This window comes from Kutzneria sp. NPDC052558, from assembly GCF_044547355.1.
Lineage (GTDB): Bacteria > Actinomycetota > Actinomycetes > Mycobacteriales > Pseudonocardiaceae > Kutzneria.
This window is the reverse complement of the sequence record NZ_JBIUAG010000041.1, coordinates 62,901-76,448: the sequence shown is the minus strand read 5'-3', so window position 1 is coordinate 76,448 and position 13,548 is coordinate 62,901. Positions and strand designations below refer to the sequence as shown.

12 protein-coding genes are annotated in these 13,548 nt (G+C 68.9%); 8 read left to right on the top strand and 4 right to left on the bottom strand.

All coding sequences use genetic code 11. The annotated features are described in order from the left end of the window. Positions 1 to 293: 293 nt before the first annotated feature. Both ACIG5F_RS43415 and ACIG5F_RS43410 read left to right on the top strand, forming a co-directional pair. Positions 294 to 551, top strand: coding sequence for a hypothetical protein (locus ACIG5F_RS43415; RefSeq protein ID WP_396526086.1), 258 nt, complete (start codon positions 294 to 296; stop codon positions 549 to 551). A gap of 8 nt (positions 552 to 559) precedes the next feature. After that, the gene (locus ACIG5F_RS43410; RefSeq protein WP_396526085.1) at positions 560 to 721 is read left to right on the top strand and encodes a hypothetical protein; all 162 of its coding nucleotides are present in this window, start codon (positions 560 to 562) and stop codon (positions 719 to 721) included. Between the two features lie 105 nt (positions 722 to 826). Here the strand turns inward: ACIG5F_RS43410 and ACIG5F_RS43405 are convergent, their stop codons facing one another. Continuing rightward, positions 827 to 1,054, bottom strand: coding sequence for a hypothetical protein (locus ACIG5F_RS43405; RefSeq protein WP_396526084.1), 228 nt, complete (start codon positions 1,052 to 1,054; stop codon positions 827 to 829). 215 nt (positions 1,055 to 1,269) lie between these two features. On the opposite strand from ACIG5F_RS43405, the gene ACIG5F_RS43400 reads away from it, so the two are divergent. Genes ACIG5F_RS43400 through ACIG5F_RS43385 form a run of 4 tightly spaced genes read left to right on the top strand, consistent with a single transcriptional unit; the run spans position 1,270 to position 6,915 of the window. After that, positions 1,270 to 3,669: a hypothetical protein gene (locus ACIG5F_RS43400; protein ID WP_396526083.1), complete on the top strand. Its 2,400-nt coding sequence runs from the start codon at positions 1,270 to 1,272 to the stop codon at positions 3,667 to 3,669. After that, positions 3,669 to 4,715, top strand: coding sequence for a hypothetical protein (locus tag ACIG5F_RS43395; RefSeq protein WP_396526082.1), 1,047 nt, complete (start codon positions 3,669 to 3,671; stop codon positions 4,713 to 4,715). The genes ACIG5F_RS43400 and ACIG5F_RS43395 overlap by 1 nt, the downstream gene beginning before the upstream one ends. Then, positions 4,712 to 6,175: an NYN domain-containing protein gene (locus tag ACIG5F_RS43390; protein WP_396526081.1), complete on the top strand. Its 1,464-nt coding sequence runs from the start codon at positions 4,712 to 4,714 to the stop codon at positions 6,173 to 6,175. The genes ACIG5F_RS43395 and ACIG5F_RS43390 overlap by 4 nt, the downstream gene beginning before the upstream one ends. After that, entirely contained in the window at positions 6,172 to 6,915 is a 744-nt protein-coding gene (locus ACIG5F_RS43385; RefSeq protein WP_396526080.1) for a hypothetical protein, read from the top strand. The genes ACIG5F_RS43390 and ACIG5F_RS43385 overlap by 4 nt, the downstream gene beginning before the upstream one ends. 804 nt (positions 6,916 to 7,719) lie before the next feature. On the opposite strand, the gene ACIG5F_RS43380 is transcribed toward ACIG5F_RS43385, so the two are convergent. Next, positions 7,720 to 8,283, bottom strand: coding sequence for a DNA-3-methyladenine glycosylase I (locus tag ACIG5F_RS43380; protein WP_396526079.1), 564 nt, complete (start codon positions 8,281 to 8,283; stop codon positions 7,720 to 7,722). 108 nt (positions 8,284 to 8,391) lie between these two features. On the opposite strand from ACIG5F_RS43380, the gene ACIG5F_RS43375 reads away from it, so the two are divergent. After that, on the top strand, positions 8,392 to 9,096 hold the full coding sequence (locus tag ACIG5F_RS43375; RefSeq protein WP_396526078.1) for an alpha/beta fold hydrolase: 705 nt from the start codon (positions 8,392 to 8,394) through the stop codon (positions 9,094 to 9,096). Here the strand turns inward: ACIG5F_RS43375 and ACIG5F_RS43370 are convergent. Beyond that, entirely contained in the window at positions 9,071 to 10,000 is a 930-nt protein-coding gene (locus ACIG5F_RS43370; RefSeq protein ID WP_396526077.1) for a cupin domain-containing protein, read from the bottom strand. The two genes, ACIG5F_RS43375 and ACIG5F_RS43370, sit on opposite strands and share 26 nt — an antisense overlap. Before the next feature lie 89 nt (positions 10,001 to 10,089). Here ACIG5F_RS43370 and ACIG5F_RS43365 point away from each other — a divergent pair, with 89 nt between their 5' ends. Beyond that, entirely contained in the window at positions 10,090 to 12,741 is a 2,652-nt protein-coding gene (locus ACIG5F_RS43365) for an AAA family ATPase (RefSeq protein ID WP_396526076.1), read from the top strand. Between the two features lie 139 nt (positions 12,742 to 12,880). On the opposite strand, the gene ACIG5F_RS43360 is transcribed toward ACIG5F_RS43365, so the two are convergent. Further along, positions 12,881 to 13,303, bottom strand: coding sequence for a 4-oxalocrotonate tautomerase family protein (locus tag ACIG5F_RS43360; RefSeq protein ID WP_396526075.1), 423 nt, complete (start codon positions 13,301 to 13,303; stop codon positions 12,881 to 12,883). Positions 13,304 to 13,548: the final 245 nt, after the last annotated feature.

Genomic DNA, 13,548 nt, shown 5'->3' with positions numbered 1-13,548 from the left:
CTTCTTCCCTAGACAAGAAGCATGATCACTCAAGGGCTGCACCCGTGATCACCCGGGGTCCCCGTCACCCACCCCGAAGGTTAAAACACAAGCTCAGGTGAGCACTTAGGACATCTGGGAGCAGCCGAGATGATCCGGGTTCGGCGCGAGATCCAACGGCAACCGAGTCCCAGTGGCACCCCCGATACTGCCCAATTGAATCGGCCTGGGTTGTCGAATCCGGGCCGCGTTGTTCGTCCCTTGGGTGAGAGGCCGCCCACCGGGGCACCCATGATTACGGAAAATGCTGACCAATGTCATCCCCGCAGTCCAAAGTCCATCGCATGTTCGAGCCCCTCGAGCCGATCGCCACCACCACCCACTCAGCAGTGGCGAACGAGGCGTTCCTGGCGCTGGGCATGCGCAACGATTGGGACGGATACTTCGCCGGCCGAGCCGCACTGCTGGGCAAGGCGCCGGCCGAGGTGGTGCACGCCGTGTCTACAACCTCGCCGACGGTAGGGTGGCGCGCCACATCCCATGGGTGTAGGGGAAGATCACCCCACAGGTAGCGGTCGCCGTGCGGGAGCGCGGCAGCGCCACCGCGCTGATGCAGTGCATCGAGGACCTCACCGACGAGCTGCCCGCGCCGGCGTACGACATGCTCAGCGTGGACGAGTTGGATGAGCTGATCGCGGGACTCGAGCCGATCGCCTCCGCGGCACAGTCCGTCGACGACTGAGCAGGTCCAGCCACAGAGCGCGCCTGGACTGCGCCGACGTCTTTCGGCACTCGACAGGGAATCCAGGCCGCGGTCGATGTCACCCGGTACCGCGCCCGTTGTCGACTACTCGCCGTCGCCGGCTCCCTTGCCGGCGGCGCACGTGGAGGGATCGTCACGCAGACAGACCTTGCTACCCGACACCCGCAGGCCCGCCTGCTCGAAGGCCGTCACCCAGTTCGACGCGATGGCCGTCTGTGCGGTCGACAACGGGATCAGGCCCGAGCACACCGCGTCGGACAGCTTGTTCTCCACCGCGTCCTTCGGGTTCGGGATCGACCCCGGCTCCACCAACAGGTTGCGCGGATCATCCTGCGCGCCAACGAGTTCCAGTCACACCAGGTCGTCGTACTCTCATTCCTCACATCAGGGGTCGCCGCTTTTCCGGAAAGCGACACGTCACCCGTTTGGCCGGAAATAATCACGTTCCCGTCTCCACAGGTAGCGGCCGATCGGGTGCCGGCGATGGGCAGGGCACGTGGTGTGACGGGCAGGTGGGGCGTGGGCATATGACCAGATGGGACGACTCGTTCCGACGGGTGATGGAACTGAATCGGACGGTCCGGCCGGCCGAGGCGGAACGGCTGATGGAGGACGTGCTGCGGGGCTGCACGCCCGACGAGCTGCGCGCGCTGGAACCCCAGATCGGCCAGGTAATCGCCAGTTTCCTGCGCAAGCGCCAGAAGTCGCTCACGCAGCTGTTCGACGAGGTCAGACGGCAGCCGCCACCGCCAGCGGTCAAGGCTCCCCCCGTCATTGCTGTCGCCGCGCCCCGGCGCGCCGTCGACGAGGACGTGGTCGCCTACTCGCGGCGAAGGCTGCTGCGCGATCTCACGCAGCTGGCCGAGCACCACATCTTCCAGTGGACGACCTTCTACCGGGAAATCCTCAACGGCTACTTCGAGGATTTCCTGTACCAACTGGCGACAACCGACCAGCCGGCCCCCTGGCTCGCCGTGATGAAGACGGCCATCGGCCAGCACGCGTCCACCATCTTTCAGCGCGGCTACTGGTACCAGATCAGGGGTTCCGCGCCGAACACCCGCCAGGCGATAGCCAAGTCGCTGGCCGGCCTACAGCGTTTCCTCGATCTGACCCTGGAGTTCTACTCGGCCCGGCTCCCGGAGGCGCATCAGGCCCGGCGGGCCGCGCCGCTGCGCCAACTGTGTTCGGCGATGCTGTCCGGCATCCTGATCGGCTACTCCACCGTGGTGTTCACCTATCGCGGCAGCAAGGTGCTGGCCGAGTCGCCCGCGGCCTGGATCGACACGATGCCCTTCCTCACCGCCGAGCACCTGCGCGAGGTCCTGCTGCACGTCGAACCCGGCTGGCTCACCGTCGGCCTCCAGGAATCGGCGCTTCCCCTCGCCCGCGTGGTGGACGTGTTGATGCGACGCGAGCCGACGGTCGCGCCGCTGCCCGCGCTTTCCCTGTACTCCCGGGGAAACGCCAGGCTGGAAGTGACCTTCCAGCTCTCGGCGAAGTCGCTGCGGGCCCGGCGTGTCGAGATCCACTGCTACCTCGCGGCCACATCCATCGACCGGCAGGTGATCGAGGAAGCGGCCACCCGCGCCATCAGCGCCGTGGTGGCACCGCTGGGCGCCAGCCTGCGGGCCGAGATCCGGCAGGCACCGCACCTGGCCGAGATCGTCGTGCACACCGGCTCCCCGGACGACGCTCCACACGCACGGATACTCGAACTGCTCGCCGAATGGGCGCACGACACCGGTTTCGCCTCGCCGAATCACGTCATCGGACGGAACTACGCCGCCGCGTTCCCGCTCGACCAGCCCAGGCTCACCCGATACACGCACGTCGACCGCTGGTCGGTCCGTCGGCTGCTGGAATCGTTCGAGCTGCGCAACGGAGTTCGCCTGTGGTGCAGTGTCCGCCGCAGCGGCAAGACCACGGCGTGTGAGTCCGATCTGGGCTCGCCGTCCGGCCAGTCGATCATCACCACTCAGACGTGCGACCGCACCAGCGATCTAGAGGACGACACCTTCTACCGCGCCATCTGCGACGCGTTGACCTCCGAGGCCCGGCTGAGCGAGGACTTCGTGGCCCGCACGGTGGCCGAATGCCTGCCGGCGCCGACCGATCGTCGAGTCGTGCTGGTGCTCGACGAGTACGAGACGCTGTTCGGCCATCTCGCCATCTCCATGAACCAGGATCCCCGGCTCCGCTACACGGTGGTGCAGCCGCTGCTCAACCAACTAGTCTCCTTCACCCGGGAGAACCTGCTGATTCTTGTTGGTCAGCAGCCGAACGCGCACTGGATTCTGCCCGACCAGAACCAGCTGAGCCCGCTCGTGACCCAGGATCCGTTTCCGCTGTTCTCCCACGAGCCAGCGTCGAATCTTGTCGACGAGTTCCACGAATTGGTGCTGAAGATCATGACCAGCAACGTGGACGTGCATCCGGAGTTCGTCGACTGCGTGTACCGGGAGACCGGCGGCCACCCGTTCCTGACCGGCAAGCTGCTGGTGTCGTTCTGCGAGTGGCTGATCGAGACCCGACGGCCGCAGTCCAGCCTTCAACCCGTCCGACCCGAGCTGTTCGACGAGTTCGTCCGGTCCAACCTGGACCACACCTCGATCATCCGCAACCAGCACTACGTGATGTTTCGACAGGTCGCCGCCGACCATCTGTCCGATCTGACCCGGGCCCACTACCCGTGGCTGCACGCCGTCTACAGTGGACTACGCGGGCTCGTGCTCAATTCGCCCACCACGTTCGCGTTGCCGGTCGCCGAGTTCACCGACCTGATCCGGCGCCACTGCGACGACATCTCGGTCGAGGAGTTGCTCGCCACCGCGACCAGAGCGAACTTCCTCACCAACGAAGACGGCATGGTGCGTCCCAGGATCCGCCTGCTCGCGCGGATCGCGGCCGCGGTGAGGTGCGGCTGATGACGTCCGATCCGGAACCCGCACTGGTCGCCGACACCATCCTGCGGCTGGACGACAACGCGGTCGGGCGGCTGGACGCGTACTGGCTAGCCGTGTCCGGTCATCGTGACTCGTACGCGACCCGGCTTGAATCCCTGCTCCAGCACCTCGGCATGCCGGTGTTGATCGTTCGGCAGACCGGCTTCGACAACCCGAACGCGCTGATGTCCGATCTCGTCCGGCTGTTCGAGTGCAACCGGTCACGACTGCTCGCCACCCTCTCACAGGTTCGACACCGGGTGAGCGTGGTTCTGTTGGCCCACAACGAACTCACCCTGAGCCAGAACAGTTCTGCAGTTGTCCTGCCGGACTGGGTGCCCGTGGTCGGCGGCCGCAGCGAGCTGTGCCACATCACCGACATCACCCGGGCTATCGACGTGCCGCTCAACGCCGACGCAGTGGGCGTTTCCCGGCTCGGGAGCGCGCTGCTGGCCGTCGAGGAGGCGCTGATCCGGTGCCTGCGACACGTGCACGAGCAGTCACCGCATCTGCACCACGATCTGTTCCAGCAGATTGGCACATCCAAAGACCCCGACTGGCAAGCCGTGCTGTCCGGTGCGGAGCGAGCCGTCAACGGTGTGAACGGCGATGGATTCCGCCCCAAGAGTTGGGACGGAGCCACCCTTGTCTCACGACTGTGGGGGCTGAGCCAGAAGCACACGTCCGGCGAGGTCGCCAAACGGGCGCGGGCACTGGCCAAGGCGCTCGACCTACCCGACGACTACGCCCCCGAGGACCGCTGGCTTTCCCTGCAGACGGTGTTGGCACGGTTACTGAAAGACACCACGGATGGCTCGGACCGCTTCTGCCGCAACCTGATTCTCACCGTCGGGGCCGCCTGCCAGTACCTCACCTGCGCCGCACACGCCGGCGAATACCAGTCATACCCGGTAAATCTGCTCCGGTCGGTGGTCGACGACGTGCACCGCAGCCTGACCGTGATCGAGAACTCGCTCAACCACAGCCTGGGCAGCCGGGTCGGCGTCGGCGGAACGGAACAGCGATGACCACGACCGATGTCGGCGTTCTGCTGGTGGACTGGGAGAATCTGACCGGTGCCATCCTCAACCGGGGCGCGCTGGTCGAGCGACATCACGTGCACGACCTCTGGCTTTACGCCAACGCCTTCTGCGGCGACCAGTTGCACCACAAGCACATGGCGGCAGCCAGGTTCGATCCGACCATCGCCACCGCGATGCACGAGCACTTCATCGACGCCGCGCAGGTGGAGAGCCGGAAGGAACAGGCCGACATCCTGCTGACCGTGCTGGCGATGGACTACCTGCACGCCGGCGTCACCCATTTTGTCCTGGTGACCGGCGACCAGGACTTCATCCCGCTGATCGAGCGCCTGCACCGCGCCGGCCGTAAGGTCGCCGTCATCTACGGCGACTCCCGCAAGCTCAGCGACGAGATGACCAAAGTCCTGAACACACCCGACCTCGAGTCGCTGGACATCGCGACCGTCACAGTGATCAACCCACGCGAGCCGGACACCAGCAGCCGGTCACTGCTCGGGTTGCTCGAACTCCAGCGCCGGGGACATATCCTCGGCGGCCCGGAGCGCGGCGACCGGGTGGCGCTGCTGGCGCAGTGGCATATCGTCCCCAACACCGACCAGAACGAGTACTGGTCCCTGGCCAACGCCATGACCGAGCGGGTCACCCGCACCAACGCGGCGATGCGTGGTCAGGACGGTCAGTGGACGGGACAGAACCGCGAGCGCACCTATCTCAAGATCTCCCGGGAGCAGCTGGCCGACATCGTGGCCATCGACTACGCGATCCGGCAGATCTCCGGACGTGTCAACGGGGTCGCGATCGGCAGCCTCACCGGCCCGTTCCAGGCCGACGACGGCCGGCTGGCCGACCGCGCCCTGGACGCGCTGCAGACTGTGGGACACATCCGCCAGGACGCCCAAGGCGCGTTCACCGTCGCCGAAGTGCCGCTACAACTCGGCTACCTGGAACAACTCTGGCGCGTCTACGCCTGTCTCACCGCCGAATGCTACTGGCGCAAGAAGGCCAGCATCCCGTACAACCAGCTCAGCTCGCTGCTGAACCGCCGCGGCATCGGCCAGGGGCCGGAGCAGCGCAGCGCGGGCCGGATCCGGGAGGCGGTCAACTACGCCAAGGCGACCGGCGTGGTGGACACCGTCATGGCCGACCGCAGCCGGCATGTGATCGCGCCGACCTCGATGCTGAGTCGGCCGTTCGAGCTCGCCTACCACGAGCTGTACCGGCTGTTCCATGACCGCCTCGGCACGCCGGTCCCGGAAATGGAGTTCCTGGAGGCGATGGCGAAGGCCGACAACGCCAAGACGGTGCCGCTGTTCGGTTACGACAATCGCGACCGTCATCGGATCGTGCGCGTGATGGCGCAGTCCCGGCTCGTGGCCGTGAACAACAACACCGTGACGGTGCAACGGCATCCGTGGGGCGATGCCGGCGTCAGGCTCCGGCGGTGACCGCGCGCAGACGGACCGGCATGCCTCGACTGTGGTTCATCGCGGCGCTGGCGGTCGTCGCCGTTCTCACGGCGTTCTGGTTCGCGGCAACAGGAACCGACGCCCGCGCCGGTGCGATCAGCAGCGCCCTGGCCGCGCTCGCCTCGACCGTGGCGGCGGTGACGGCCCTGCACCTGTCCCGCGAGGCGCTCAAACGCACCGACGAACAGCTGGCCCGGTCCCGTCGGGAGATGATGCTCAGCCGCTACCCGCTGTTGGTGCCGGCGCACCAGTCGGTCAGCTTTCCCAACTCCAGCGGCGCCATCGCGTCCCATCCCCCCACCGCCGAGCGGTTCCGGCTGACGCCACCGGAAGCTGGTGTCTACGCGTTCGTCGTGGACGCCAATAACCGTTTCGTCGTGCCGGTGGACAACCTCGGAGAGGGTCCGGCACTCCAGGTGACCGGCCGCCTGTGGCGCAGTGACCGAACCTGCGGCGATCTCGTCGGGCCAACGGCCATCGCGGCCGGCCACACCGTCATCATGACCGCCTCGCTGGCGCAGACGCCCTTGGAGCTGCCGACCGCGTTCGCCCCGACCGCGCTCGACGGCCAACTCTGTCACTGGCTGGAGTTGCACTACACCGACGTGTTCGGCAATCCCGTCACCACCGAAGCCTTGTTCGATCCGCGCGGCCTCGGCGCCTGGCGCCACAGCACTTACTCGCACGGATGGAGTGACACCCCAGCGCCTGGCTGGTAGACTACGTCGCAGGGGAGCGGAGGATGGCCCGGCGTAGACAAAGGCGACGCCAGACCCGAACCGACTCAAATACCCGGCCCCAGCCCTTCATGGTTGGGGCTTTCACTTTGTCTGGAGACTTGTCAGCCACGCCGGCCAAGACGCCAGGCGAGATGAGGAAGAAGACGCCGCCGAGCGTGGCGCAACCGCCCAATGTAGACAATCCGGTGCCGTGCTGGCTCGCCTGCAGGACGAACGAGGCCCCGCTGACGCGTAGGTGGTCGGGCTGTGGGGAGCAGCGCGGGGAGCAAATGGGGAGCAGACAGACGCGCTGAACGGCCCTGAACTGCACTCAACGACTCTGAACGGAACCACGCTGACCTACGGAAGTCACGTTTCCGCAGGTCAGCGCATTATCGCGTCCTTGGTTCACACCGAAGAGGTCACTGGTTCGATCCCAGTATCGCCCACCGCAGGTCAGGCCTGTCTGGATCACCCAGGCAGGGCCTTTCCTTTGGCCGGTACAGCAGTGAAGTACAGCAGCTCAGCCGAATCCCTCGCTGAGCTTGTCCAACGCCTCCCGCCCGCTGTCGTCGGACTGTCCTGGTCGACAATGCTGTCACCGGCTGTGAGCTGGGGTTTTAGACGGCTGGTCGATAGTCGTTGAGCAGTCCTGCAAGACGTCGCGTGCGCTTGATCCGGTCCATTGGGGTGGGCAATGGGATCACGTTCGGGTCGTCATCGGGTGCTCGTAGTCCAACGCCGTGGCTTCCGGACGATCCGTTCCAGCATCCGGAGTTCGAGCTCTGGCGGCGACACCGCGCACTACGCGCGGAAGCAGCCACGGACGTGGTCGTTGACCACACCGGTGTTCTGCATGAACGCGTAGACGCTGGTGGGGCCGACGAAGCGGTAGCCCTGCGCTTTGAGCTGCTTGGCGAACGCCTCGGCCTGCGGGGTGGACTTGGGCAGGTCGGCGACGGAGCGGGGCGGGCGCTTGCGGTTGACCTCGTAGGACTTGGCGAGCGCGGCGAGGCTAGGAGAGGCGGACAGCATCGCCCGGGCGTTGTCGACGGTGGCCTGGATCTTGCCGCGGTTGCGGATGATCGAGGCATCCAACACCAGCCGGTCGACGTCCCGCTCGGTCATGGCGGCGACCTCGGCGACGGCGAACCCGTGGAACGCGACGCGGAAGGCGTCCCGCTTGCCGAACACGACCGCCCAGCTCAGCCCGACCTCGAACACGCCGAGGGTGAGCGCCTCGAACAGAGCGGACTCGTCGTAGGTGCGCCGGCCCCAGACGTCGTCGTGGTAGCGGCCGAGCGGGGAATCGCCGTCGCCGACCCAGGGACAGCGCGGCTTCCCGTCATGGCCGACGACAACCGACATACCCCCAGTGTGCGCGGCTGTTCGGGCGCTGTCCCTCATCCGAACATGTGAGGGACCGCCGCGCCGGCCGACGGGAGGCTCGAAGGCACGAGAGAAAGGAGCGTGCTCATGTCCCCCACGCTGGTCCTCGTTCACGGCGCCTTCGCCGACGCGTCGGGCTTCGCGGGAGTGATCCGCGAGCTCGCGGCGGACGGCCACACCGTGGTCGCCCCACCGAATCCGTTGCGGGGCCTCGCCTCCGACGCCGACGCGATCGCGGCGGTGGTCGGCGCGATCGACGGGCCGGTGGTGCTCGCCGGCCACTCGTACGGCGGCGCCGTGATCGGCCAGGCGTCGGCCCGACTGGACAACGTCACGGCACTGGTCTTCCTCGCGGCGTTCGGCCTTGACGCCGGGGAAAGCTGCGCCAGCGTGCAGGGCCCCTACCCGCCGTCGCTGCTGGCCACCACGTCCTACCCGACCGCCTACGACGCCCCCGGCGCCGTGCAGGGTCCCGACCTCTACATCAACCGCGAGCAGTTCCGCGAGACGTTCTGCGCGGACGTCCCGGTCGACGTCGCGGACGTCATGTACGCCACGCAGCGCCCGCTGTCGCTGGCCGCGCTCACGGAGAACGCCACCGAGGCGGGGTGGAAGACCAAGCCGTCCTGGTACCTGGTCTCCGAGCACGACAACGCGATCCCGCCGGACGCGGAGTGGTTCATGGCCAAGCGGATGGGCGCGACGACCGAGTCCATCAACGGCTCGCACACGGCCTTCACCGCGCAGCCGGTGGCGGTCGCCGCCTTCATCCGACGGGCGCTGGCGGGCTGACGGAGCGCCGCCACCGGCCGGGTTGCGTGCCGTAGCGGCGGGTGAAGGCGCGGATGAACGCGGCGTCGGAGGTGTAGCCGACGCCGCGGGCGACCGTGCCGACCGGCTCGGTGGTGGCGCGCAGCAGCTCGGCGGCCCGCTGCAGCCGGACGTCGGCGAGGTAGGTCGCCGGCGGGGTGCCGAGCAGGACTCGGAATCGTTCGGCGAACGTCGAGCGGGACAGCGTCGCGATCCGGGCCAGCTCCGGCACCGACCACGCGTACGCCGGATCGCGGTGCATCGCGGCAATGGCCCGTCCGACCAGTGGATCGGCCGCGGCGGTCAGCCAGCCGGGCGTGCGCCGGGCATCCTCTCGCGCCCAGGCCCGCAGCGAGTGGATGAACAACAGGTCGAGGATTCGGGAGATCATCGCCGCGGCCCCCGGCGAGGGCTCGCTCACCTCCGCGACCAGCAGATGCGTGCTGAGCGGAAGCCACGGGGTGTGCGGCGTGTTCCGCAGGACGATCGCCGGCGGCAGCACGGCCAGCACGGACTCGGCAGCCCGGTCGTCGACGGCGAACGTGCCGGTCAGCCACCGGTCGTGCCGCTCGCCGGGCGGAACCTCGTCGGTGTAGCAGTCGTCCGCGGTCAGTGCCCGTTCGTTGGCCGCCCCGGACCGCAGTGTGTGCGCGTAACCGCGCGCCATCAGCACGAGATCGCCGCTGCCCAACAGAATCGTCTCGCCGTCGACGGTCAGCGTCAGCGCCCCGGCCTCGACGATGTGCAGCTGGCGCATGCCCTCGGCGCAGCCGATCGCGAACGGCGTGAGCGGCGCGTGCCGCCGCACGGTCGTGCCATGCAGCCGGACCCGGGCGAGGATCTCCGACAGGGCGTCAACTTCCCCAGTATTCGGCGGATCAGTCAATTTATCCGGCCTCTCGGGCATGGGATTTGCTCCGGCGTCCGGAGTATCGTGGCGGCGCCCGTCCTGGTCAACCGCCTGTGGAGGTGCCGGTGCCGCCCGGACCGCTTCGCGGTCGCAGCGAGCCGATGGCCCGCGCGCAGTCCGTTCTGCGCGCCGCGCGCCGGCACGGCTGCGGCGGCGTGCTGCTCGTCTCCGGCCCGGCTGGGATCGGCAAGACCGCGCTGCTCACGGAGATCTGCCGGCAGGCAGCGGCCCAGCAACTGCGGGTCGCGGCCGGCAAGTGCGACCCGATCGAGCAGGTGTGGCCGGGCGCGCCGATCCTCGCGCTGCTGCGGGACGGCCGAAACCCGTTGGCCGGGGCCGAAGACTACGCGGAGTGCACCCGCGCGGTCGGCGAACCGTTGCTGCTCGCCGACCGGGTCGCCGCGATCCTCGAGGCGGCGGCGCCGGTGCTGCTCGCCGTCGACGACGTGCACTGGGCCGACCGCACGAGCCGCTTCCTGGTGCGGACGCTGATGTCCCGGCTGATCGGGTTGCCGGTGGTGTGGGTGCTGGCCGCCCGCGCAGATTTCGGGGCGGAGCTGGCCAGGCACGATCTGGTCACCGTCGAGCATCTTCGGCTCGGACCGCTGACCGGCGCGGATCTCGTCCAGTTGGCCACCGACCGTCTCGGCCACGCTCCGGACGAGCGGACCCGCCGCTACCTCGACGCTGTGGGCGGAAATCCCTTCCTGGCAACACAGTTCCTCGCCGCGCCGGACTCGATGCCCGCCGGGTTCACGGCCGCGATCGCGCAGCAGCTCGCCGAGCTGCCCGAGACAGCCCGTGACCTGGTCGCGCTCGTCGCCGTCGCCGGCCGTCCGCTGCCGATGGGCGACGTTGTGGCTCTGGCCGGTGACAAACTCGAACGCGCGATGGCCGACGCCACCGAATCGCGGTTGATCGTCGCAACAGGACAGACTCTGGCCTGCCGCCACGACCTCGTGCGGGAGGCGGTGTACGCCGCACTCGGCGCCGATGTCCGCGCGCTGCACCGGAAATTCGCCGCGCACTACCTCACGGTGGCCGGCGATCCGCTGATCGCAGCCTCGCATGCCCGCCTCGCGGCGAGGTCCGGCGACCTGGACAGCGCGCGGATCCTGATCTCCGCGGCGGAGCGGCTCACCGACGTCACCGCGGGCGAGCTGGCCTCGCTCGCGTTCCGCACCGTGCGCCCGGCCCAGCCGGAATGGCCGGCGCTGAGCCGACGCTGCCTGGCCGTGCTGAGCCGAACCCAGCGCAGCGCCGAGGCGCTGAGCGTCGCCGACCTGCTGCTCGCGCACGCCGACGCGGATCTCGTCGACGAGATCGAGACCGAGGTCGCCCGCGCCCTGTGGTCGGCCGGCCGGCTGCGCGAGCTCATCACCCGGACCGAACGCGCGCTGCACCACACCTCGAACCCCGCCGTCGCCGCGCGGCTGCGCGCCGCCCGCGCCCTCGCCGGCGCACGGCTGGAGCCCAGCGACGTCGCGTCCACCATGGCCGCGGCGGCCGTCGACGAGGCCCGGGCGACCGGCGACCGCGAGGCGCTCACGCTGGCGCTGCACGCCGCGGGCTGGGCCGCGAAGAACGAGGCCCGGCACGAGACCGCCCTGCGGCACTTCCGTGAGCTGCGGTCGCTGACCGGGGCGTCCTGCCTCGCCGACGAAATCACCGAGCTGCAGTTCCTCGACCGGTACGAGCACGCCCACACGCTGCTCGAACAGGCCAGGTCGCAGAGCAGCACGCTCGCCCCCGCCCTGCACGGCGCTCAGCTGTGGCAGCACCTCAACCTCGGCCGTCTCGACGACGCCGATGCCGGCGCCCGGGCGCACGACGAACTCGCGCGGGAACTCGGCAACTCGATGGACATCCTCGCCGCCGCCATCATGCGTGTCTCCGTCGCCCTCATCCGCGGCGAGACGGAGACCGCCGCGGCCTTCCTGTGTCACGTGGAGGACCTGCCCGACGCCGACGACGAGATCCGCCTCCCCGGGTTGGCCGTCATGCGCGGCTGGCTCGCCGCGAGCCGCGGCGACCTGCCGGCCGCGGTCGAGACGCTGGCCCCCATCCTCGCCGGCGCCACCCGGTCGTGCGGGTACGGGCCGCTCTGGCCGTGTTGGATGGGACTCTTCTTCGACGTCGGTTCCCTCGCCGGCGACGAGGACTTCGTACAGCAGACCGTGGACGTCGCCGAGCTCATCGCTGACCGCAATCCCGGCAACACCGCCTTCGAGGGCCTCGCGCTCAACCTCCGCGGCCGCAGCAAGAACGACTTCGGTCTGGTCGAGCGGTCGGCCGAGCTCCTGTCCCTCAGCCCGCGTCCCCTGCTGCGCGGGCTCGGCGCCGACACCTACGGCCGCTCCCTGCTGGCTGCCGGCCGCCGCGCCGAGGGCCTCGCCCAGCTCGACCGCGCGTGGGATGAGTACCACCGCGCCGACGCCCGTCCCTACCGCGCCGCCGTCCAGCGTCTGCTGCGCGAGGCTGGCATCCGCCGCGCCTGCTGGTCGGCCGCCACTCCCAAGCCCGCCACCGGCCCCGCCTCGCTCACCCAGGCCGAACACCGCGTCGCCACACTCATCGCCGCCGGCCACACCAACAAGTCCGCCGCCACCGAGCTCGACGTGTCCGTCAACACGGTCGCCACCCATCTCCGGGCCGCCTTCACCAAACTCGGCGTCCGATCCCGAGTGCAACTCGCCAACGCGCTGCGTCCGACTTGATCCGCCACTGTTGGACCTGAAAGGTACGTCCACAGGTACACGGCGTTCTGCACGGGGACGAACGGATCGTCCGCGCCGGTCAGGATCTGCACCGGCGTGGTGATCCCGGCGAGCTTGTCGGCCAGCAGCGGGAGTTCCGCTACGCCTTGCCGAGCAGGGCCCGGACGTGCTGGACGATCTCCTCGTTGGTGTAGGCGTGGCCGGCGATGCCCCAGCCGCCCGGCACGGCCTCGCCCAGCGCCACCCAGGTGCGTTCGGTCAGCGTCGGGTCGCCAGCCGCGTCGGCGATCAGCGCGGTGATGTCCTGGACCACGCCGAGCTGCTGGTCGCGGTTGAGCGCGCCAGCGTTGGTGGTCACCTGCACCCGGACGCTGCCGCTGGCGCCGGCCGCGGTGGAGAAACCCTCGGCGTCCAGCTCGTGCACGAAGGCGGCGGTGTTGTCCAGGAAGAACGGGATCTCGGGGACCTGCTCCCACCGCATGATGGTGCGGGCGAGGTCCTGCGCCAGCTGGTGGCGGTCCGCGATCAGCCCCTTGGGCGCGTAGATGTCGATCATGGGCATGACGGGATTCCTTTCGCTTCGAGTGGTGCCGAGTCTGCGGCGACCGCGAGCCCCGTTCACTCACACGTTCATGTGATGCGGCCCGGCCTCACGTGTTCGGGTGATGGAGCCGTCCCACCCGCGCTGCTGAGGCCACGCGCGAGACGGCAGTCCATTGTGGACGGCGGCGCGTGTCCGGGTAGGCACCGAGGTCGGACCGGTAGTGCCGGAACCGGCGCTCGACCCGTCGCCCACCGGCCCGGCCG